Genomic DNA, 25,636 nt, shown 5'->3' on the forward strand with positions numbered 1-25,636 from the left:
GGATAGCAGGACATAGCTTATTTAAATCACATTACAAAATTATGTAATATTTAAATAACTGCAAAACAATTTATTAAAAAATATTACATTTTTATTTTATATATATAACTCACTATTACAAATAATTGAATATTAACAAATAATATAATGTGTTTGAATTTGAGTAAAAAAAAAAGCCCCCTCCCGATTGCTCGAGAAGAGGCCATCCCAAAAACCGATTTAACTTTTCTCATGTTTGGCGATCTTAAAATCGCCGCACAAAGAGGACTTTGGGAGATAGTGATCGATTAATCGATCACTACCATCCTCTTAGTTGCTGTATGGTTAACGGCATCCAACTGATAGTACAATACTCCACCAGCGTTCAGATCAGACTTCTGTACCTTCATGGTATTCAGTCCTTTTGTACCCTGTGTTTCGTATACTCTCAATACTTTGCCTGTCACATCGTAGATGCTCAGTTTCACTGCACCTGCTTCAGGTAAGCGATAGCTGATCACGGTTTCCTTAGCAAATGGGTTCGGTGAGTTTTGGTACAATTCGAATACTCCGGATTCTACCACTCCTCTTTCCGTACGCACGCCAAGATTCACGTTATTGATATTCAATGAAGCATCGTAAGCTTCTGCTGTGGTTACATCTGAAGTGATTGCCAACAAGCTTCCAATGCTGGACTGGCTGCTTGCGCGGAATACTACAGTGAATAACGTTGCATCAGCATCTGCGCTTTGTGCAACTTTATTGTTCCAGCTGGTAGTCAAGATACCTTCATTGATTCTGTTTGTTCCAAAGTTGCTTTCATCGACATTCAATACACCTGCTTCAACTCCTTCGAAGCTTAAAACCTGGCGATCGAATCTCAATGTGAACTGGTAACCTGAGATGTTGGTAAAGTTGCTTGATTTGAATTCAACTCTGTACAGTTCACCTGCAACAGTATTGTTGTTATCAACTTCAAGATTTAATTTACCATTACTTCTGGTGCTGCTTCCAGCTACCTGATGACCTCTTGCAGTCGTATTAACATCACCCATTTTAACCGCAACGAAGTTTTCAATGACGTTAGAACCATTCTGAACATTAGTCTCAATCTCTTGTGGATAATCATAAGGTTTAGTTGGATCTGCGAATACATAATTCTTCGGTACGAATGTCCATGACTGAACTTTGTTAAACTGGCTGTTTACACCTAAGATCAGTTTTCTGATTTCAGATACGTCAGCCGCAGTGATCGTCTCACTCAAGTTTACGTCAGCAGCAATCAATTTGTATGGGCTATTCAATGTCTCGATTCCAAGAATATGTCTCTGAATCTTAACGATATCAGCTGTAGTTACTCCATTAACCGGGTCGTCATTTCTCAAAGGCTTAACCTTGTAAGTATTTGCAGCCAGGTCGCCGAATAAGTATTTACCGTCTGCCAAAGTCAACATTTGTCTCATCATGTTATTTGACAAGTACAACTGAACATCAGCAAGTTCTGTTTCGTCATTATTCTCAGTTCTCAGATCTCCGGTAATTCTACCTTTCAATGAACCTGTGTTAGGACAGATGTCCTGATTGTCCTGAACAATAACAACAGTTTTGCAATAGTCTGTATTTCCTTCTTCGTCTTCAACCCACATTTGAACATCAACTACCAATTCGTCATTTGCACCAGCGGCCACAAAATCAGAACAACAAATAGTGATTCCTGTCTTTGTAGGATCTCCATCGAAATAGAACAACAGATCTTCTGCATCAGTACAGTTGTCAAAGCTTCCTCTGTCGAGGTCTTTTGCCCAAACAGTTACACAACCGCTAGCAGGCATTGGAACTGTGATCACACCTGTCAGACAGTATGGTGTTGGAGCTTTGCAGTCCTTCACTTCAAACAATTGACAAGTAATACCCACGTTTCCGCAACCATCTTCAACATGCCAGCAGATGTTGTGAATACCTATTGGATAAGTACCACTTGCACTGAATGGATCATTTTCATTATCTGCATATGGATTGTCGTGGAACAATGGTGTACGACCGGCAGCGAATTCTTTACGAGTCAACGGACCAACTACGGCATCTTTACCAGAGTATGCTCCTTTTCCATCGTTGAAGAAATCGATTTTGTATTCGTAGAATAACCAGTCAAGTGGGCTACAGTTATCAGTTGCATCAGCAGTGATGTTGATATGTCCGTAGCAAACGCCATTTGTTTTCACAGCAGGCTCACAATCGCCAACAGTAATGCTTACACTTGGCTTATCTGTATCTGTTACTTTAATAATCTGTAAGTATTCCCATCTTCCATTAACAGGATCCAGACTTGGATCGTATTGACACCAGTCAATAACCACCCAGGTACGGAGAACCTTGAAGCAAGCATCAGGCTCGATCGTAAACACTTCATCAAAATGCTCAATACTGATCAAAGCACAAAGATCATCAGCACCATTCTCAACTGTAGGTCTTCCCAACAGCGGATTATCTGGGCTTAAATCTGCACCACAACCAGCGATGGTTGTTGCCTGACCTGTACAGTTACCTGGCCAGGTAATATCATCATCAGAATCGCAATTGTCAGCACGGTTGATATAGAATGGATCGCAATCAACCACCCAGATAGTCTGAGTTGCAGTGACGCTGATACCGTTAGGTCCGCGAGCAACAACAGTTCTGGTCAATTGACCCTGACCGCATTCGCGATTGTCATTTACACTGATGGTAGGATTGTTTCCGCAAGCACTAAGTACATATCCGTCGAATCCCCAAGTCAGTTCATGCTTTCTGTCTGCATGTGCTGTATCGAACAATGCGCGATAGTAATCGCAAGCTCTGTTCCATGCTGGTGGATTTGATGGTGGTGCTCCAGGAACATAACCTGGGTAACCAGTGATATCATTTCTTACGCAATAGTTATAACATACGAGGTCGTTAGTAACCACTTTCTTTCTGTTCGTCAAATCTGTAACTACTCTACCGAAAGTAGGATCGTTAGGATCGTCGAGATTATCAACGTCAAACCAGAACCAGCAGCTTACCACGATATTTGGTGGTGCAACAACTGTAGGAACGCTCTTGTCCTGAACCTCAACTTCAACCATACAATCGCTGAAGCGGTTGAACAGGTTACCACCTGGATTCATTCTGTTTGGTGCAATCGGACCAGCTCCAGTTTCGCGGTCGAATACGCGGAAGACCACCATTACTGTATTTCCAACATCAGAACAACAGAATTTCACATGATCATCAAAATAGATCTGGTTACCATCGAGGATAGCATTGTCGTCACCATTGATACCTGCACAATTCGTACCGTTATCAGCCTGGTTTGCATTGCTACCGTTGTTGGTGCTTCTCAGGTGTTCCATACGGATCACTTTAAAGAAGATATGAGGTTGACAGTTGTCGAAACTTCCCTGATCAAATGACTCAGCAAATATTTTTGCGAAGTTTTCGCCAGGAGATTGATTTCCGTTGATAGAAACAACAGTTTTTGCTTCGCAAACAGCAACAGGAGGAACGTTGTCCTGAACATTCAGGGCAATTCTTCTCTTTGTAATATTTCCACAGCAGTCTTCAGCAACGATATAACCATCCTGGATACCCAAAGGCATGTTTACAACAACGTAACCGCTGGTCTCATTTCCTAAAACAGTACCATCAGCAACTTCAACAGTGTAATGAATTTCATTGCTGCAGTTGTCGATCAACCAAGCTGGTGGAACTTCCCAACGACCAGTACAAGTCCAAACTTCCATATTTACAATAACTGTATCAGGATAGAGGATCTTTGGTCCTTCAGCATCAGCAACTTTAATGATCTGGTTGACTCCACCGATTTCGCTGGTACACCAGTCCATAACAGTCCACTGTCTGATGATTTTGTAACATCCTACATCACCGGCATCGCAACCAGGAGTTGCAAGGTCAATGGTGATATCTTTCCAGGTTACACCTAAGTTTTTGCAGTTTACGCCACCAGGATAACCAGTACCGTGCCACATAACCACCTCATCTGGTCCCCAGCAAAGAGGATTGTTTGGCCTCCAGCTTGGGTGCGCAGGATAGTAGATTGGATATGGGCTTGGGTGACCAGCGTATTCGCCGGCATCGATACAGTTCCATCCCAATGTTCTTGGTAAACGCTCTCCAGCTAAATCACCCGCAGGGCTTGGAAGGAAACCACCTGTTGCAAACCAATGCGCAGAGTCAAGTAAGTAACCATCTACACAATATGGGGATGACAGATAGTGTGGAGTAACATCTTTATTTTGGTCAATCTTGCCATCACAAGACAGCATCGGATTTTCAATATTATCCCAGTTCAGTGGAACTTCAGCATCGCTCAAATGTCCCAATGAAACCTGAATAGTTTGAGAACAAACAGCTTTATTACCGGAGTTGTCTGTTGCAGTCCAAGTTCTGACAATAATTCTGTCAAATCCCTGTGCACAACCTAAAATTGAAACATTGTCCTTATAAGTCAATCCAGCTCCACCACAATTCTCAACAACCGTTGGGAATCCGGTATAATTTGGAGATGTTGGAGAGTAGCAAGGTACGCAAGTATCTCTTGGACAAGAGATCGCAGGTGGCCATTTGTCTTCAACCGTAGCATGTCCCCAGCAGCTGTTGCCTGTAGCAGCATCGCGCACTGTAATTTTCAATTCACGGCCCAGATCTTGAATTCCAACCTGAACACCAGGCGCTTGAGCATCGCGATCTATAATTGCATTGGTTACCCAATCGCGTACTTCAACAGTATAATCGTCATAACATTTGTATGGTCCACCAGAAAGAACTTCATCAGCAGAAATTGTAGCCAAACAGTTTTCGTCGAGGCTGATTTGGATTTCATCGTGGCAAGCCAATGCAGTTACTGTATTTGGATATTCATTTACGCATACATCAAACATACAAGTACCTACGTTACCCTTAGCATCTGTAGCTTCATAGCACAATGTTGTACATCCGATCGGGAAGTAACAACCCGGGCCATAAGGAATTCCGCAAGTTTGGCGAACGCGGATCATATTGTCTGCAGTTGCATAAATTACATTTCCTGTAAAACCGATAGGACGGCATATCCCCAAGGTTCCAAATCCGGCAGCCATATTATCAATTGCTCCTCCGGTAATTATACCTGTGCTGATCTGAAGTTTACCATCTCCAAATGGTCTTCCAGCATTGCAACCTCCAAAAGTTGAAAGTTTTACATCGTAAAGCGTACCGATACCCCCTACGAGGGTAATACCTCTGGTCTCTCCCGGGTCGAGAATTAAAGAAGATGCTCTGCTCGATCCCGTATTGATCACAAAGGTTCCATCGCAGTTATAAACCGTATCTGTTTGTGGAGTGGTAGAACCTCCCAAGTACATGGTATCCAAAGAAGGAGCATTTTGAGCTGTTGTGCGAATTCCATCAGCAGCAACTGATCTTCTTACCAAAGTCCAAAGGCTTTTAGGCGATACACCGTTGCAACCCTGGAAATTAGGATTGTTGTTATAACCTGTTAAACCAGTTGTCCATGCGTCATTGGCAGCTGTTTTAGCATAACATTCAAAAATACCGTTTGGAGTAGGTGCACCAGAACATCCAGCGATAAAGTTTGCTACCAATCCGATAATGGCCACTTTTTGAGCCGTATTATTCGTTGCATTAAATATCAAACCACCGGGGCGACCAAATGCGTAACCGCAGAAACCTCCTGTAGCCTGACAACCAATAGAATTGGCTTCATTCACAAAGTTGTTTGCAGGACAGTTATCCATGGCCATGATAGGAGGTGCATCCCAGGAGCCTTCGCATTCACCAGGACCTAAGTTGATAATAACCGCTTTAGGACATCCAATAAAAGTTGGAGGTTCAGTATCCTGAATGACAACCTGCTGGATACCTGTAACTGTTCCATCATTGGCATCAGATCTCCAGGTAATATAGTAAGTACCTCCAGAACCTGTTAAAACAGGCAGGTTACAATTATTGGTAATGTTGTTGGTACTTTCGCAGCAAGTTGTGGGAACTCTGATGGTAAAATTAGGTGAGCCCTCTCCAAAAGTTGAGGTGCTTTCCCATCCAATAGTAGGCTGTAAGCGAATAAAACTTCCGGTAGCATTTACTTCAGCATTATAGACACCTTTAGGGATATTAATGGTGTCATTCATGCCATTTCCGGTAGTTACCGTACCTACCACACATCCGCCAACGCTAATACCAGGAGAAGTTGTACCAAAAGTAGATGCGCAGTCGCCTGCCATTACAACCTGTACTGGCCCGCAATTTACGTCATATGGGTTGGTAGTAGCTCCATTGGAATTCGACCCAGGAGCCAAAGGGGCTGGAATATTCGTAATTGTGATGGCTCCACAACCAAAAGTGGTGTTACAGGCATTGGCAAAAGCACATCCAACATCATTTCTGGGAACTGTAGAACCGTTTACAAATGCTCCACTACGGTCTGCAACTGACGCACAACCGGGTGTATTAAGAGCCGGACGGGGAACGTTCACTGTAGCAACACAGGTTCCGGGATTTAGGCCTATCACCAGCGCTGGAAATATCGTGTCATTCGTAGTTGTCGTCCCAACAAATCTACAAGTTGGCGACTTCCCTGGGCACTGGGCATCTATTCCAAGGGCCCAGCTCAAACCCATAAACAGAAGTACTAAACTTCTGTAAGATTTGAAAGGATTAGATAATAAATTTATTTTCATGAGATTTGGTTTTGCTTATTAAATGAGAAAATCAAGTAATTGGCTTCTGACTTCCGTTTACTTTTTAAATTGATTGACAATAGATTTGAATTCATTATTCCAGCTCTTAGCAAAAAAACCAGCAGTATTGGTAAAACTGCCGTCTTTCTGATCTGGATGCATTACCGGCCAAAGCAAAGCCAAAATTTGAGGCATTTCATACGATGGTTCGTTAGCCTCATTCAACACAAACTGATACCCATTATAAGCATCAATAAGTGGCTTCGCCCCTGGATCGTTGCGATCAGTAAATTTCTTTAATTGCTCCAAAAGCAAGGCACTTTGTCCTTTAGCTAGTTCGACGCACTCGGTTTTAGACTTGAGTGGTGGAAGTACAGACTCCGGTGTAATCGGAGAAGATTGGGCTGAACCATGCATGGCAATACTCAAAAACACCAGCAAGAATACACCGGTTATGAGAGTTTTGGCAAAACATGAAACAGACTCAAAAACGTTAAAATTCGTCCTTTTCATGAGAAATAGTTTTGGTTATTTAATAAAATTTTTTGCTCCGTTTATATAAAAACACAAAAATGAATTGCACGAATAAACCCGTACACTTCATCGATGTCTTTAATAAATATTCTTCAAGATTTCAAGGGAGTCGCTTCGTCGGCTTCTTCCTCCCTCATCGGTTGCTTCATACCTAAATTACCCTACCCGATGAGGTTCAATCCATCTACGCAAAGATATACAGAATCCATTTCTGTACTACTTTTTTTTTAATATTTTCCATATATATATGTATATTGTTGAATATCATACCATTAGACTAAAAAAAATTTTAACTTGGATTTAACTAAGAAAGCATTTTCAGAGGACAATTTTGAAATTTGCACATGCTTTTCTTGGCTTATATTAGGAATAATTTTACAATAATTTCCTGGATCATAAAATCGGGAATTTGGACTTTTTGACTTTTGGACTTTTTGACTTTTTGATCTTTGGACCTTTTGGGCTTTTGGTGTCGGTACCTGTTCTAATATATTGCCATGCCTTCGGGCTTTTATTTCTGTATAAATTGCACATTTGGAATTTACAGATTGATTCCTATGAGACGTTTAGACGATTAGACTCTTATCCAATCTTATTGCTCCCTATTTAGTAGTCAGTAGTCAGTAGTCAGGAATTAGCAGCCAGCATTTGGTTGCTCTTTGCTCTATTGACGTGTCACCCCTACGGGGCTGGAATTTATGATATTTCCATTCTCTATTGACATTCCACCCCTACGGGGCTGGAATTTGGTTTCATCCATTCTCCTCCCGACATAAAGGTGATGTATTTCTATTTCACCAATTTCATGTCGGGACACCATTCTCTATTAATATGTCACCCCTACGGGGCTGGATTTGTATTATTTCCAATCTCTCCTCGCTTTCAGCTTTGCGCTTTAAGCTTCTAATCCATTCCCTATTGACATTCCACCCCTACGGGGTTGGAATTTGGTTAAATTAATGATCCTGTAATCTTTATGTTAATCTCAATTTTCTATTCACAATCACTCCCCGATTTCTGCTTATCGCTTTGCGCTTTAAGCTTCTAATCCATTCCCTATTGACATTCCACCCCTTCGGGGCTGGAATTTGGTTAAATTAATGATCCTGTAATCTTTATATAATCGCAATTTTCTATACCCTCACTCCGCGCTTTCTGCTTATCGCTTTGCGCTTTAAGCTTCTAATCCATTCCCTATTGACATTCCACCCCTACGGGGCTGGAATTTGGTTAAATTAATGATCCTGTAATCTTTATATAATCGCAATTTTTATACCCTCACTCCGCGCTTTCTGCTTATCGCTTTGCGCTTTAAGCTTCTAATCCATTCCCTATTGACATTCCACCCCTTCGGGGCTGGAATTTGGTTAAATTAATGATCCTGTAATCTTTATGTTAATCTCAATTTTCTATTCACAATCACTCCCCGATTTCTGCTTATCGCTTTGCGCTTTAAGCTTCTAATCCATTCCCTATTGACATTCCACCCCTTCGGGGCTGGAATTTGGTTAAATTAATGATCCTGTAATCTTTATGTTAATCTCAATTTTCTATTCACAATCACTCCCCGATTTCTGCTTATCGCTTTGCGCTTTAAGCTTCTAATCCATTCCCTATTGACATTCCACCCCTTCGGGGCTGGAATTTGGTTAAATTAATGATCCTGTAATCTTTATGTTAATCTCAATTTTCTATTCACAATCACTCCCCGATTTCTGCTTATCGCTTTGCGCTTTAAGCTTCTTATCTATTCGCTATTCTCAATACAATTATCTCCATACTTTATACACTTTCTTCCGCTTTGCGCTTTAGGCTTTTTGCTTCGAGCTTTTGGCATCTTTGATCTTTGCTCCTTCATCCATTTTTATTGCAAACTGAATACTGTGGGCTGCAAACTTCTTACTTCCCTCCTTGTTTTTTTACGGCAATCAATTGCATGGCACCATTATTGTTGGCAACCAAAATATAGGGTTCTCCCGAATAGGTCTTTTTCAATAGAAGCAGGTTTTTAACATCTCTGGGTATGTAAAGACCGCTCTTATCCGGACTCACCTCATCAAACCAACCTTTAGTATTGCCCTTTAAAAACAAACCAATACTGGCATCTGCCCGGCCGGTTTCTACTTCAGAGACATAGAGGTTGCCGCCAATAACCAGATCCTTAATTTTATCTCCATCAAGATCCTCATAAATCATTCCGTTAACAGGCGAGATCTGGGCTCTGTTGGGGAGGGCTTTCATTTCAAACTTCCCATTATTGTTGATCAGGACCGAAGTTTGAAAAGTCTTAGCTCTATAGTTCAAAGCATTTGCTAACATATCTCCATACACTTGTTCCAAAGTCGATTTTCCAAATTCATCGTAAGTCTTAAATTTATCCAAAATCATCGGCATTTGTTCTGATGAACATTGCCGGCCTCTCACGGGAAATAAATTTCCATCCTTTTTATACCAGCCCAGAATAATATCGGATTTCATATTGTTGTCGAAATCACCGGCATATACCTGAAATGGTTTTGCTTTGGAGGTTTGGTATTTATAATTTGTTCCTAAATTGCCTACAATAAAATCTTTGTCCCCATCACTATCAATATCGGCTTCCAAAATACGATTCCACCATCCGGATGTTTCCTGTAAACCAAACTCTTCAACTGATTTTTTAAGTTTTCCGTTTTTCTGAATAAAAGGGCTTATTTCCATCCATTCCCCTACAACCACCAAATCTAAAAGTTGGTCATTGTTTAAATCTGTCCACAATGCATCAGTAACCATGCCGCAATTTGAGAGTCCATCTGCCCATTTATCGGTTGCTACTGTAAATGTTTTACCGGTATTTTCAAGTAAATAAGAGTTGCCGGGAAAAGGATATTTACCAGGCGAAAGTCTTCCACCAATAAATAAATCCAGATCGCCATCTTTATCGTAGTCGGCAGGAACAACACATGAGCCACTTCCTGTGATTGGTAGAAGGTTGTTCATCCTGGAAAAATTTCCTTCACCGTCATTCTCGTAAAGTCTGTCCTGGTAAGCCTTTGGGTCATCCCACTCATTACCTCCACTGACAACATATAAATCAAGATCTCCATCCTGCTCTTTATCAAAGAACACAGCTGCGACATCTTCAAAATTTTTATCCTGCTCAAAACAAGGCAATTCTGTTCTTGAAAAAAGTCCCGATGGATTTTGAATAAACAACACACCGGCCTGGCCGGACGCGCCGCCTATAAAAAAATCATCAGCACCATCTCCATTGATATCCCCTGTGCACAATGCAGGACCAAATTGTGACATTTTATGTGGAAGTAAGATTTGTCTTTTATGGAAATCGTCGAAGTCATTCTCTTTATGAAAAAAAACTGCACTGAGTTCAGAAGTTCTGTCTGTAAATAATTTTTCAGCAACCGCCGCTGGTTTTGACATTGGAGCTGCATCGCTATAGTTTAATTCCAGGATGCGATCCACACCAACATGAGATAAAACCTGTTGTTTTTTATCAGACCAATTGATTGTTAAGCTTTCAATTTCCGAATCATTACCAAGTCCAAAATAAAAGTAGTCGTCTACAACAGATTGATATCCTCTTGTTGTAATGAGCTCATTTGTCTGAATGCCTGCAGCCGTTTTGATCTCAATCCTTGAATTCATTTTTAAAGCATCGTTAGGTGCTTTCAATTTTACTTTTAAGAAATGGTTTGGAGATCTTTCAATAGCATTATTTTTATAAACTAGAGCATGTTCATCGATATTATTCACAACGAGGTCCGGGTCTCCATCGTTATCCAGATCACCATAAGCTGCACCAGAGCTAAAACTTTTATAATCCAGATTTGCTTCTGAACTTCTGTCTGAAAATGTAAGATCTCCGTTATTTTCATAATAAAAATTTGGAACTTTGGTCGAAATCATTTGAGTATTTTGTTGTCTCAAAAATCTCACAACAGATTCTGTAGATTCTCCTTTTTTCTGCATTTCAGTAGCATGTTTGACCATGGGCTTAAAGAAATCTTTATTCAGAAAATCGCGATAATATCCATTGGAGATATAAATATCTTTCCAGGAATCCAAATTAAAGTCCATTAACAATACACTCCAACTCCAATCGGTATTGTGAATCCCACTCATTTGTCCAATTTCACTGAATGTTTTATTTCCATTATTGATTTGCAGCATATTGCGCATGTAGGAATAGTGATATCCGGATTGATGATACCTCCAAAATCGCGGGATATCCATACTGGCCATATTTACTTTTTCCCTGTAATTATCTTCGGCCAGCATATCCAAAACAAGAAAATCGAGAAGTCCGTCATTGTTAATGTCTGCTGCATCAATTCCCATACTGCTGTGACAAGTATGCTGAACCGCTGTATATAAAATATTCTTAAAAGTTCCATCACCTTTGTTCTCAAAGAAATAATCAGGTTGTTCATGGTCCACTGAAATATAGATATCGGGATATCCATCTCCGGTAAGGTCGGATGTCACCAAACCAAGAGTCCAACCATAGCTTAAAATTCCTGAACTTTCTGTAACATTGGTAAATGTGTTGTTTCCATTATTTTTATAAAGTGTATTTGAAGTTTCAAGAGGAGGATTGTGAAATCTGGAATAATGCGTTCCTTCACCAGACATGCGATCCGGTGGATGATTGCCTACTATCAAATCGAGATCTCCATCCAGATCCATATCAAAAAAACTTGCACAGATGCTATAACCACCATCATTCACAGCGAATTCTTTGGCCTTATCAGCCAAACCTAATTTTCCATCATTGATCAGTAATAAATTTTCCCTTGCACCAGAGCCTTCTGCAGGAAAAAATGATTTGCATAGATATACATCTTTAAATCCATCATTATTTACATCAGCAACTGCCCCTCCGGTGAACCAACCTTTATATTTTGACAATCCTGATTTTTCGGTAATGTCTTCAAATTTAAATCCACCAAGATTCAGATACAATTTATTAGAAACCATATTGCCTGTAAGCAGGATATCTGTCAGATCATCGTTGTTTATATCAAACAAGATCACTCCTCCCCCATTAAAGACATTGATATATTCAAGCGGATTGGGCAAGAGATCAGGTCGAAGATCATTTCTAAATTTAACTCCTGTAATATTGGTATCTATCAATTCAAATGCAACAAGATCAGGATTTACGTTTGGCCTTTCTAAACCACTCTTAGAGCATCCATAAAATAAGAAGACTGTCAGAAGGCCAAAAAAACAACAGATTGAGAATTTGTTCATATACTTTCTTGTTTCGATCCCTTAATTGATTATCTTATATTCCGAAAAAAATACAATGCATTATTATTAATGCCAACAAGAATGCAAGGCTTCGATTGAACGTTGATCACTTTAATATCTTTTACATCATGAGGCATAAAGAAACCGGATTCATTCGGTTTCATATATTTTTCAAGTAGCTTGGTTTTTCCACCTTTGTAAAAAACACCAACGGATGCGTCCGCCCGGGTAGTTTCTATTTCAGCATTAAACATGTTTCCAGCAACAACAACATCCTGTACCCCATCAGCATCAAAGTCTTCTACCAAAATTCCCTGGATGGTGCTAAACTGGCATTCTGCGGGGAGCGGCGTCACTGTAAATTTTCCACCTTCGTTGATTAACAAAACACTTTCAAATAAATGGGCTTTATATGCCAGTCCTTTGTCTAAGCCTTCCCCGTAAATATCCTTCAAGCTTGCTTCTGCAAAGGAATTATAATTCGGAAATTTTTGTGCAATGGAAGGTACTTGCTCTGACGAACACTGCCTTCCACGTACAGGAACGAGGTCTTTGCCGTTGTATTTTGCCAGAACAATATCAAAAGTACCATTCTGATCATAATCATCACAGTAGACCATAAAAGGTTTGTCTTTACGAGCGTGAAATTTATAATTCGTTCCAAGATTTCCAACGATAAAATCCATGTCTCCATCACGGTCGGCATCTGCAGATACAATCCTGTTCCACCAGCCTTCTGTATGTTCCAGTCCATATTTGCTTTGTTCAGCAAGAACCAACTTGCCACCTTGGTTTTCAAAAATTGTAATGGGCATCCATTCACCCACAACAACAAGCTCTGGAAAGGCATCACCCGTGAGTTGAGTCCAAATTGCTGAAGTAACCATTCCTACGCTTCTCAATTGAGGTGCAATAGCATCGGTGACATCCGAAAATACACCGTTCCCATCATTTTGCAAAAGATAAGATTTAGGTGGATAAGGATATTTCTCCGGAATGGTTCTTCCTCCCCGGAACAGGTCCAAGTCACCATCACCATCAAAATCAATGACTGCAATACAGGATCCGCTGGAACGTATTTTAGGTAAATTGGACAAGTCTTTTGTAAAGTTCCCCTGACCATCATTCTTGTATAATCTATCCTGATAAATTGGGAGGGATTCATCCATTTCTGTTCCACCGGAAACAACATACAGATCGTCATCTCCGTCGTTGTCTGCATCGAAAAAAACGCTCTGCATATCTTCGTAATCCCGGTCTTTTTCGAATACAGGAACTTTCTTCATGCGAAAAGTTGCAGAATCTGTCTGAAGGTAAAGTTGAGCGGCTTTAAAATGCGGGGCACCGATATAAAAATCCTCTTTGCCATCGCGATTTACATCTGCAACTGAAATAAAGGGTCCAATCCGGCTTAGCTGATGTGGAAGCAATATTTGGTATTTATAATCGTCGAACGGATTCTCCTGGTGATAGTACATAGGCAGAATACTTGCTTCTGTATGTTCAGCAAATACAGGCTTATAACTTGCCTGAAAATTTGACTGCTGATTTGCCCTCGAATAATCAGCGGTAATCAGCTGGTTGACACTAACATTTGTTAGTGTCAATTTTTTGAAATCCGGCCAATCAATTTCCACCCGGTCTATTTTGTCAGTGTTTGCAAGGCCAAAATGGGCAATCGGTTCACATGAAGAAAGGTAGCCCCGGGAAGTCTTCAATTGAACGTATTGCATTTGGTTTCCATAGAATAAGGTCACTTTGGCTCCAATACCATACTGGTTATGGGGCTGACCTTTACATGCAACGCGCAGATAATTCTGACTTGAGTTTACATTATTTTGATAAACAAAAGCTGGATCATCGATATTATTTACAACAAAGTCTAAATCCCCATCATTATCCAAATCACCTAAAGCTGCTCCATTTGAAAAACTGGTTTCATTGAATCCCCATTCTTTCATCATCTTCTTAAATTGGAGATTCTTTTCATTTCGATAAATGTAATTGACGAGTTTGACAGAAGGCAAAATGTCCAGAACCTGATCAACGCTGTCTACAATATTATTTTTTTCTTTGAGAAATTCTCTCATTTTCTCATTTGTATCTCTGTCGTAAACATCCCTTCGATACCCATTGGTTATAAGCATATCCTTGAAGCCGTCATTATCCAGGTCACTCAATAAAGCAGCCCAGGACCAATCTGTCTTATCCACTCCCGACAATTGGGAAATATCGGTAAAAAATCCATTGCCATGATTGTATTGCAACACATTATGCATGTATTGATCCTGAAAACCCATTCTTTTTAATTGTTCAAAATATTCCGGTTGCATTGCCGGCATGGTGGTTTTTGATCTTCGATAATCTTCAGGCCTCATTTCAACGACCAGAATCTCTTCATCTCCATCGTTGTTGAGATCTCCAAAATCAACTCCCATCGAGTAATACGGTACGTGATTGGTGAGCGCTTTTACGCTTTCTTTAAACGTACCATCCCCATAATTTATAAAAAGATAATCGTTTTCAATAAAGTCATTGGCTACATAAAGGTCTTGGGTTCCATCCTTATTTAAATCTCCGGCTACAGCTGCCAAGCCATAACTGTAACTAGGATATAAACCTGCTGCCTTACTGACATCCGTAAAGCTGGCATTTCCGTTATTCCGAAATAATTTATGCGTGCTGTTCGGATCAAATTCACCTTTCTCCATTAAGGCTTTAACTTTTACGATGGAATCTTCCCTGACACCCCATCTTTCCGGCCGGTTAGACACAAATAAGTCCAGGTCTCCGTCAAAATCATAATCAAAAAAAGTAGATGTTATGGAATAACCCGGATCTGCAACTCCGTATTTTTCTGCTTCGTCCAAAAAAGTCATGTTTTTTTGGTTGATCAGTAAAATATTTTTATTCTTTTCTGGGATATTCTCAAAGCCTCCTCTGCAGATATAGAGGTCCATATACCCGTCATTATTGATATCCGCTGTGGAAACACCACTTCGCCATCCATCCAATTTGCTTATACCTGCTTTATCGGAGACGTCTTCAAATTTGAAATTTCCAAGATTTTTGTAAAGCCGATCCGGTACCTGGTTTCCTGTAAAATAAATATCCTGCAAACCATCATTATCAAAATCCGCTATAGCCACGCCGGCACCATTGTAAATGTAGTTAAATGTATAAATATGCTCTGTGGGGGTTTCAACGATTCTGTTGTTGAAATGTATGCCGGATTCTTCGGGTGCTATACTACGAAATAGCTGCCCTTTGAATTCATCTGAGCTAGGCTTGGAACATGCAAAAATTAAAAATAACATTCCAGCTGAACAGCGTGTAATATATTGGATCATTCAACGAGTTGTTTGCTGCAAATTTATGGAAAAACAAAGCGTATATCTTCAATTAACAAATAATTGAGTAATAATTTTTAAAATCAAGATAATTTTGTGCCTCTTTAAATAAAAATTTATGATGATCAGGTTCTTTTCAAGTCTATTTACTGTTTGTCTTCTTTCTATGATGATTTCATGCAAAGATTCGGGTACAGTTAATTCTGTTAAAGAAAAAGAAGTCGATGGCCAAAACGATAATAATAAATTCGAAGATCCTCTTGTGGTTCCGACTCCGGAAGGATATTACGAACCCAAAGGTTTAAAAAAAATGAACTTACTGGATATGTACAAGTTGGGTACAACTGGTCAGTTAAAAAAAGATTTTCCATTAAAAGATGAGCAAGGAAATGATTTTAGTTGGGCTGCAATGGACAATTCAAACAACCAACTTTTCATGCAAATTTATACCGATGAAAGTGGTAAACCTGTAGAAGGGGTTGTATATAAAATTACTGACGAAATTAAAACAATGATTATGAAAGTCAGAATTGTTTCAACACCAACTCCTCAAGTAAAATATGAAGAAGTAAAATAATAATCCAGTTTTCATTTCTGATGTTTTATTATTCCTACTAAACTAAAAATGGCTTGACCTCCTCATGCGATTTTAGTTGCCCGGAGTTCTTTCCAACTGTCTGTTTATCTTTTCATTTGAATATAAATTCCTGTGTCTGAGATCAATAAATGACAATTTTATTGTCATCATCTTCAAAACCACACGATTCCTTCCGATATTTAGTTCATAAATAAACATTTTTCTTCAAACAATCTTAAGTACAAAAATATTTAAAAATTAAATTGAAGTTATCTACCGGATTGCCGGTATTGCTGCATTCTTCATAATAAATAACATTATGCAATTGCATAAGTTAGAATAGGAAAGGGATAATCAATTCAAAGAACAATTGAATTTTTTATGAATGAGAACTGTAATACTATGATTGGTTTCAACTTTCAGGCGTAAGCATTTTTCGTTGCAAAAACCAAAAGAAAACTGAATATGGAGTTCATGAAAGGCTTAATTCAACTTAAAATGCCCGCGACTTATTGATCAGTGACTCAAATAACTAATTCAACCAGAAGTTTAAAGATGTTGCATCATGAGTCAAGATTGTACAAGATGTTGTTGAATAAAATTTGAACAACAAAAAAACAAGGGCTAATAGAAACGCCATAAAATCTTGGCAACCCAATTTTACTAAAATAGCGTTATCAGATGTTGAAGAGAAAAATTAGCATAGATTCAGGCCTTTCATGCTATTTAGGCATCATGGGTTCTTCCATCTTTATTTCGGCTGGTTTTGCCTCTGTTTTTTTGCTCAAACCGAATGTCAGGGTCAACTCGTGAGAACCGTTGTTGAAGTTCTGAAACTCAAGGTAGGATTGATCGTAAGAGTAATAAATTCCCAGGCGATCCAATTTAATGCCAGCGAGCATGGCAATGCGATGCCAGGATGGATTAAAACTGTAGGTAAATCCTGCCACCAATCTATCTTCCATCAACTTTGCAAGGATGTTGAGATCCGTTGCAAATGGGGCGTCTGAAATTTTTCTCAGGCCCAGTGAAGGTTCAAGCACCAGTCTGTATTCCGGCATTTTCCAAATACCTCCTAAAAACGCTGTAAAGCTTACAGGCTTATCTTCTTCGGGCTGGTTGGTTGCAATATTGGCATCGTCGAGTTTGGTTTGAACGATATGAGGGATACTGATCCCAATGCGGTATTTGCCTTTAATTTCCGAATAAAAACCAAAATCAGCTGCAAAATATTTTTCGCCGTTTACTGCTCTGTTGACTACCGGATCTGGATTTTGGTGTAAAGGATCCGTAATGGCCTCATTATCGAGATTATATTGAATATATGCCCCTGATAAGCCCAATGACATTTTCATATCCTGATTGGCATTAAAATGATAAGCATAGTTCAATTGGCCCAGAAATCGATTGGCCACTCCAAAATTTTCATTGTAAACCAAGGCCCCCAGACCCATATTTGTTGCAGCACTCCCGTCGATTCCCAGAGTTAATACTTTAGGAGCTCCGTCAAATCCGGACCATTGATTTCTGAAATTGAATAACAATTGGCTTTGTCCGGAAATACCCGTAGCAGCCGGATTCAACAAAAAGAGATTCAAATGATAATGGTTGTAAACCGTTTGAGCTTTTAATGCCGTGGCATAATCCTGAGCAGACAGAGACCAACTCCCCATCATTATCATCAACAAAATCAGCCAATTTATATTTGATTTTTTCATAATGTTTAAAATATTATTATACAATATTTTATCTAACAATTGTCACAGTTCCTTTGAAATACTGATCATTTTTTCCGGGCTCCAGGACTTTCAGGATCCACATATAGGTACCTTCCGTAAGCGTGTTTCCATCGTCGTCTTTTCCGTCCCAGGTATTCAGATAATTGACGGCAGCAAAGACCTGATTCCCCCATCGATCGTAAATGGTGAGGGTATTTTCAAAATTCTGGACGCAATTAATTTCAAAAAATTCATTAAACCCATCTCCATTCGGAGAAATGACCAATCTGGATTTGTAACATTCGTTATCGATCATACCCACACACACGGTAAATTCCTCTGAAGCGGTGCAACCATTTGCGTCGGTAATCGACAGGGTGCAATTTCCCGAAGGCAAATCATTGGCTATAACTGCCGAATTACCATTACACCAGGAATAGGTAATGGGTGCCGTGGCTCCGGATAACAGAGCTTCATAACGACCGTTGTTATCAATATTGGTGCTGGCACACGCCAGTTTTCTAACCGTGAGATCGATAGCAGGAGCGTCAGGCAACAGTAATGAACTCGAAATTTTAGTATTCCCTGCAGCATCTGTTACGGTAACTCTGTAACTGATATTGGGACATAAATTGGTTGCCGTATTGGAATTCAGTGTTGAATCGTGAGACCATTTGTACTTATAAGGCAATTTGGGGTCGGTAGAGGTGACCTCCACAAAGATTTTGCCATCGCAGAGACCTCGACAACTTACGGGTTGATTGCCCAATTTAGGGTCAATTTTTAAATTTACAGTAATCGTTGGTGGGGTCGTATTGATCGCATCGCATATAAAAGTGTCGCATTTGATGCAACTATTGCGGTCGGTAATGCAGAATACGTAGGTACCAGGAGCACAATTTATGAGGTCTTCTGTATTACTGATCACTTGTCCGTTGGCATTTCTCCATTGATAGGTAAATGACGGGGTGCCTCCTTTTCCTGTAGTATAGATGGCGCCATCTGAACCCGAGGACCGCTTGGTGCTATCCAGCGTAATGACGATTTCATCCGGTTCTGTTACCGTAAATGAGCCGGTTGCTGTATTTCCACCGGCATCGGTAACTGTGACGGTATAGGTTCCTGCACACAATGAATCGGCTATATTTCCACGGTCGCCATTACTCCATTGGGCCAGTTGATATGGGGTACTTCCCCCCGAGGCACTGACATTGAGTCTTGCTTTACAATCACCAAAACAACGAACAGAATCCAAATAAACTATACTAACGACCTTAATAGGTGGTGGGTTAATCGTGAAGGTATCGATTTTAGTACAACCGTTGGCATCTTTCAGGGTTAATTCCCAATTCCCTGCAGAAAGATTCATTGGATCCTCTTCCGTTTTTGGATTGGTCCTGTTTGGCAATCTTACATACAGGAAAGTATAAGGTCCAGTTCCACCCATTACAGTGAGATCTATTTTTCCATCGTTTACTGTCTGCACATGTGTAATGACTGCAGTACATTTCAATTCATCGGGTTGAGTTATCGTTACAACCGTAGATGTAGTCCTTGCATTTCCATTCCCTTCATCGATCACAACCAGTCTGTAGTCCCCGGGACACAAGTCGTTTGGAGAAAGCACCGTAGATATTACGATTTGGGATGGTTGCAACTGCCATTCATATCTGAATGGTCCTTTACCTCCTGCAATCTGTGTTCCAGTGACACTACCGTTGCAATCGCCAAAACACCTGGCATTGGTTTTAGTGCCCAGAGTGATGGTGACCGGTGTTATTACCGGACAGCAGGTTACTGTAAGTTCTGGTTCTCCTTTGATCACCGCAAAATTATCGCTGACGCAATCTGAGAATTCTAGCGGGCTTCCCAAGAGGTCTGTAAATTGAATTTTTGTATCAAAAGGGCAATCTGGTGGGGACACCAGTAAAGATTCGAAACATACCGAGAACATAGAAGCCCCGTTGGCAAGATCTTGCGGGCCGGTTTGGGAATCCCAGGTCACCCTGATAGAATCTTTAACCACATTGAAATTATTGGAACCTAAATTGGGTAGATTTATGCTGCTAATCCGGTTAAATTTCAATTTAGTATTGTCGAATTTCATACTGAATTGAAAATTCTGTACACATTTAAATCCATCTACTCTGATCGGAATACAAAATTCACCACACGCCTCCACCGTAGTATCCCTAACATAGAGATTCAGGGTTTTTGCCGGTGCAGCTGTAATGGTGAGTTTTCCCGATGTAAATTTAACTGGAACCACATCGCCATTTCCATTCGTAAATTCAACAACGACAGGGGTTCCATCGAAAGTGATATCAGTCATGGAACCTGCAGCTCCGACAGGTCTCAGACAAACTTCAAAAAGTGTAGTATTATCTGCAAGTGTAAGTGGATCCCTGCCTGCATCCCAATTGATCTGTACACCACTTCTGTCTGGCAAGGCCGCATAATTTTGCCCCCACGACAAAGACCAGGCCGCTGAATTCAAGGTATCGAAGACTGCAACAGCAGTATTCCAATGCATGGTAAATTGTCCGGTTTGGATCAGCTTAAAGTTTTTGGTGGTAACCTTTATGCATTTCACGACTCCGGCCGGAGTCGTTTCTGTGGCGGCTATGATTTGTAGGCCACTGGTATCCGGAGGAGGTCCACCTCCCTGGCAACCCGGGCCGTTGATTTTGACTTTGCCTGTGTTGGCAGTTAAATTGACATTTTCAAAGTTGCCATCCAGTACTTCTATTGAGGTTGGTTTGCTGGTCAGTTGCACAAAAGACGAATCGCATTCCTTACCTATGAGTTTGAATCTCAAGGTAAACAAAGTGGCGCCATTGTTGATATTTTTTCCGGTTCCTCCCGGAGCATCCCAGGTAAACCCAATTTGGCCGTTTTTTACGCTGGCACTTCCGACATGAGTCGAAAAATTGACATCGTAATTAGCCGTTTTGATAACGTCTACAATAGCCAGTACATTGGAGTCGTAACTGAATGAATACTGGGTTGCCAATATATTATTGAAACCAGTTACCGTCACCGGAACCTGGACTGTATCGTTCTTGTTACCGGATACGGTCGCGATGGTCAGTTGTACCTGAGACGTGAGGTTCCCACAAAGAAAAAAACTGGATAAGACAAAAATGTAATTTTTCATAGTTTACTGGATTTGGGTAAATCATATGGACTCCAATCCACTTACAAAATTAATATACCTTTAATAATCTTTATAATGAATATAAGTATTTTTTATAATACAAGCATCCAAAAACAGCTATAAACCCCTTTTTACAGGTCTATATCCGAGAATTGAGCTTGAAATTGCTTAGATTGAAAGTACTGAAATAGGTGTTACTCTGGCAAATCTAAGTAAAAAGCCTAAGTTTAGTCCATAATCCTTAGAAAATAACGATAGAATTGGGCCAAACGCTTCAGCTGAAATTCAAGATAACTTCCATGTGCAATAAGAAAGCCTGACCATGTCACCATGATCAGGCAATAACACTGCATTTACTCAATCCTTATCATCTGATAAGAATTAATCGTTTTGTATCGGTAAAATCCACGGTATTCATCTGCAAGAAGAAGACACCGTAGGTATTTAATTCACTTGATTTCAACACCAGTTCATGACGACCTGCCTGATAGAATTTGCGGGATTTATAAATCACTTTTCCATCAAGTTCATAGGCAATGAATTCAACTTCCTGATTTTTTGACAGGTCAAAGCTAACCGTGGTGGTCTCTTTGAATGGATTCGGTTGGTTTTGATACAATACCGATCCACTGGCAAATTCAGTTGAAATTTCATTTCGTATTTTCAACTCCATGTTCATGATTTCCAGCTGTTCATTGTAACATTCCGGAACCAAAGTTTTCGAAATGGAAAGCCAGTTGGTTTTTTCTATCGCCACTTTAGGTTTTACAACGAGGTAAAAAGCAATCTCATTCGCTCCGAGCTGGTAAGAAGTTTGGTGCCCCAGAGCCAATCGGACTTCATTTTGTTCTATTTTATAATCGTCATCCGTAAGTTTGATTTTACCCGGCTCCAAAGCGAGCCATTCGATTTTACGACCGTCGGCAATCATGGACAACTGCATTCCTTCTATTTGTGTGGCATGACTTATATACACCGGAATCCGGTATTCTTTTCCAGCTTCCAATGCTTTATCATCGAGTACTAACAATCGTTTGTTAGCTGTACGTACGGTTGATTGCTGAACATTGCTGGCATCGACATCGATATTGATATCCCCCATTTTCAATCCATAAAAATCAGCAGTCAACTGGTTTCTGTTGATCAGGTTGTAATTGATGACCGACTTGAAACCACATGGATCCATCGGACTCGGAACGGCTGAGTTTACCGGCACAAATCTCCAGTTGGGCGATTTTTCAAATTTATTGGTAATCCCCAATATCAATCTTCTGATCTCAGAAATATCGGCAGCAGTTACCGAACAACTTGCATTGACATCGGCTGCCAGATATTTGTAAGGCGAATCAAAAGTCTGGATTCCGAGAATGTGTTTTTGGATCAATACGATATCGTATGTACTGACACCATTCACATAATTTCCATTGGTTTTTTCAGCACGGATGTTGTAATTCATTCCCGGAGTGATGTAGTTGAATGTAAACAAGCCGTTTTTATCTGTGTAGGTGGTATTGGTACCCGCGGGACTTGGTCGTTCCCAGATGGCAGAAACCCCATCTACCGGACTGTCGGTGATCGTGGTAATTTTACCCTGGATGGTTAAACCTGTAGGACAAACTTTGTTTGGATCCTGAACATCGAGTTGTACTTCGCAATAATCCGAATTACCAGCCTGATCGACGACATATACCCTAACGATATTGATGCCAATATTAGAGCAGGTAAACAACATGGAAGGCTCAAATCTACCGTTGATCAGGAAGTAATACTTCAAGCTGTCTTTAGGTGTACAATTATCTTCGCTGTTGATATTGAAGTCTTTTGCCCAGATCTCTACACTTTGTGTGCTCGGCATGACCGTTGTAACGATATGGCCGATACAATATGGTGTTGGTTTTTTACCATCGCGCACGGTCAGGAGATAAGTACAGGTAGATTTATTGTTGCAAGCATCCCATACAGTGAACGTAACTTTATGGACTCCGACCGGATAAATACCCGATGCAACTTTTCCAGGGCCGACAAATGCACTGTCGTAAACACCATCATTAAACAAATCGATGTGGTGATGCCAAACCAGATCTGAAGAGTCTGTGCAATCATCTGTTGCTGCGGCAGCGATATCCAATGCTCCCTGACAACCTGGTCCAAAAACATCTATCGTGCGGTTATTGCAGCTCGTAATAAACGTTGGAGGCACCGTATTGGTAATTTTTATAACCTGGGTCCAGGTCCAATATCCCGGAGAACCTTGACTATTCGGATTCCAGACGCACCAATCGATGACGATCCATTTTCTCAATATTTTAAGGCAAGCGTCGGGATCCAGAGTAAATACCAAATCATCGTAGGTAACTACCACATTTGCGCATTTATCTGCGCCATAAACCCATGGCTTTCCTGTAATGTCGGGAGTTAATTGTGGTTTGCTCAGGCAGTCGGAATTACTTAAATAATCCAACGGCCATTTCACAGTAACGTTGTCCGCAGTAAAATCGATGATCCTGATTCTTTGCGTACATGTAGAAACCAAACCTCCCGGATCTTTTGCTTCAAATTTTCTGTAGATGTAGCCTTGTCCGCATTTTAAGTCTGTTGTGACCGTTTCTGTAACCTCAACTCCACAACCATCATAGGCGTAACCATCGATAAGAGGTGCAGAGTAATCCAAATGAGCATCTTTTATATCAATTGCTTTCCGGTCGGCGGGATTATTTCTAACGGTTCCAAAAACTGAAAGGTCGGCATAATCGAATTCACATGATACTGTTATATCCGGAGGACAATAAATGAAGGGAGCCAGTTTATCCTGAACTTCGATTTCAACCATACATGTATTTGAATTTCCATGAACATCCCAAACTCTGAAGCCAACCATCAGGGTCTTTCCAATATCGGCACAACAAAAATGTACGTAAGGTCCCCACTGATCGCCATTGGGAGTATTGCAAGGCACCCCGTCATCCATACGTTTAACTTCATATCTAAGCACACCACAATTGTCGTGGGAACGGTCATCGAACGTTAATGCTTCCACTTTTGCCGTTCCATCGATGGTGAGTGTAACCACTGTTTTTTGATCGCAAACAGCGATCGGTGGAATTTTATCTTCGACATAAACTTCTGTTGCGCAATCGGTATAATTTCCACACTCGTCAGTTACCTGAAAAATGACCCAGTTTAAACCTAATGGAAGATCGGAAATACTATAAAGTCCATTTGGCAATTTAGTCACATTCGCATTGGAAGTACCCTCATATGTAGGTGAACCATTCTGCGATGCAATTTTATAACCCACCTTTACAGTAGTCCTGCTACATTCCTCAATAACAGTTGGAGGAGCGAGTAAGGCTGTTCCAGAACATTTCCAAACATCCGTACTTATGGTGATGTTTAGTGCACAAGCTACAATGGGTCCGCGCTCATCGACGATTTTGATCACCTGATAATGCGTGAACACATTTTGTCCGCTGGGTTGGCACCAATCGACGTAAGTCCATTTTCTTAAGATTTTAAACGTTTTTGGACAAACCGGCAGGATCTGATCTTCATAAGAGACTGCAATTTTGCAAACACTCCAATCCGGATAAATGGGTTCTCCTGCAACCGTTGGAACACCAGTAACGGCAGGAGGAGGGACGGTATCCAGATCCAGGCAATCAAAAATCGTATCTCTTGGCCATTTTAAGTCAAGCAGTGGATCAATTTTCCGAAAATAAACACATTGTTCACAAGTATCCGAACGGTTACCACTTCTGTCGGTATAGTAATAAGTGATTACGCGTTTACCAATGACATCCGGAGTAGAGTCGCAATCAAATTTAATGATTACGTCGGAAATCACGTGACGGGTTGTGTCGGAACAGTTGTCCATAACCAAAGGATTTTCGAGAATGTAATTCTTCTGGTTGCAGAAAACGGTATCCGGTTCCGGACAGCGAATGACCGGTGGAAATTTATCTTCTACATAAATGGAACCCCAACAAGAATTATTACCCAGGTAGACTGCTACCGTAAGTGTTTTTCCAATGTGGATGGAGGTTACTGTTGCGTTGGGTATTGGAACACCATTGGTTCCAAAAACCACAACAGTATAATTGCAACCAACACCGGGATCCTCGAGGATCATATCCGGAGTAATGATTGCCTGACAGCTCCCATCGACGGAGACCTGTACCAGGTCGTCGCAAGCCAAAGGGCACTGTGCTAAATTTTCCTGAACATGTAGAAAACACATCATGCAGATGGACAGCATCCATCGCAGGGCTGGTTTAATGGGTAACAGGATTGTAAATGTTTCCTTTCTCATTTTAATTCGGTTTAAAGGATTGAAGTAAATCAGTTTGTTATTA

The 25,636-nt window shown here is 40.5% G+C and carries 8 protein-coding genes; 1 reads left to right on the forward strand and 7 read right to left on the reverse strand.

Annotated elements, in window-relative coordinates:
• Window positions 1-287: 287 nt before the first annotated feature.
• From IPM34_12140 to IPM34_12155, 4 genes are all read right to left on the reverse strand, one after another.
• On the reverse strand, window positions 288-6,695 hold the full coding sequence (locus IPM34_12140; GenBank protein ID MBK8956286.1) for a T9SS type A sorting domain-containing protein: 6,408 nt from the start codon (window positions 6,693-6,695) through the stop codon (window positions 288-290).
• Window positions 6,696-6,752: 57 nt separating this feature from the next.
• On the reverse strand, window positions 6,753-7,208 hold the full coding sequence (locus IPM34_12145; GenBank protein MBK8956287.1) for a hypothetical protein: 456 nt from the start codon (window positions 7,206-7,208) through the stop codon (window positions 6,753-6,755).
• Window positions 7,209-9,128: 1,920 nt separating this feature from the next.
• Complete coding sequence (locus tag IPM34_12150) at window positions 9,129-12,482, reverse strand: VCBS repeat-containing protein (GenBank protein MBK8956288.1); 3,354 nt, start codon at window positions 12,480-12,482, stop codon at window positions 9,129-9,131.
• Window positions 12,483-12,511: 29 nt separating this feature from the next.
• Complete coding sequence (locus tag IPM34_12155; protein MBK8956289.1) at window positions 12,512-15,799, reverse strand: VCBS repeat-containing protein; 3,288 nt, start codon at window positions 15,797-15,799, stop codon at window positions 12,512-12,514.
• 151 nt (window positions 15,800-15,950) lie between these two features.
• Here IPM34_12155 and IPM34_12160 point away from each other — a divergent pair, with 151 nt between their 5' ends.
• Window positions 15,951-16,409 carry a hypothetical protein gene (locus IPM34_12160; protein ID MBK8956290.1) on the forward strand — a complete coding sequence of 153 codons (459 nt, stop codon included), beginning with the start codon at window positions 15,951-15,953 and terminating at the stop codon, window positions 16,407-16,409.
• A 722-nt stretch (window positions 16,410-17,131) separates the two neighbouring features.
• On the opposite strand, the gene IPM34_12165 is transcribed toward IPM34_12160, so the two are convergent.
• The 3 genes from IPM34_12165 to IPM34_12175 form a co-directional block, all read right to left on the reverse strand.
• Entirely contained in the window at window positions 17,132-18,097 is a 966-nt protein-coding gene (locus tag IPM34_12165; protein MBK8956291.1) for a type IX secretion system membrane protein PorP/SprF, read from the reverse strand.
• Between the two features lie 58 nt (window positions 18,098-18,155).
• Window positions 18,156-21,284: a gliding motility-associated C-terminal domain-containing protein gene (locus IPM34_12170; protein MBK8956292.1), complete on the reverse strand. Its 3,129-nt coding sequence runs from the start codon at window positions 21,282-21,284 to the stop codon at window positions 18,156-18,158.
• Between the two features lie 367 nt (window positions 21,285-21,651).
• Window positions 21,652-25,593 (reverse strand): hypothetical protein, encoded by a 3,942-nt coding sequence (locus tag IPM34_12175; protein MBK8956293.1) that lies wholly within the window; start codon window positions 25,591-25,593, stop codon window positions 21,652-21,654.
• Window positions 25,594-25,636 lie beyond the last annotated feature (43 nt).

The organism is Saprospiraceae bacterium (assembly GCA_016716185.1).
In the GTDB taxonomy this organism is placed as follows: domain Bacteria; phylum Bacteroidota; class Bacteroidia; order Chitinophagales; family Saprospiraceae; genus Vicinibacter.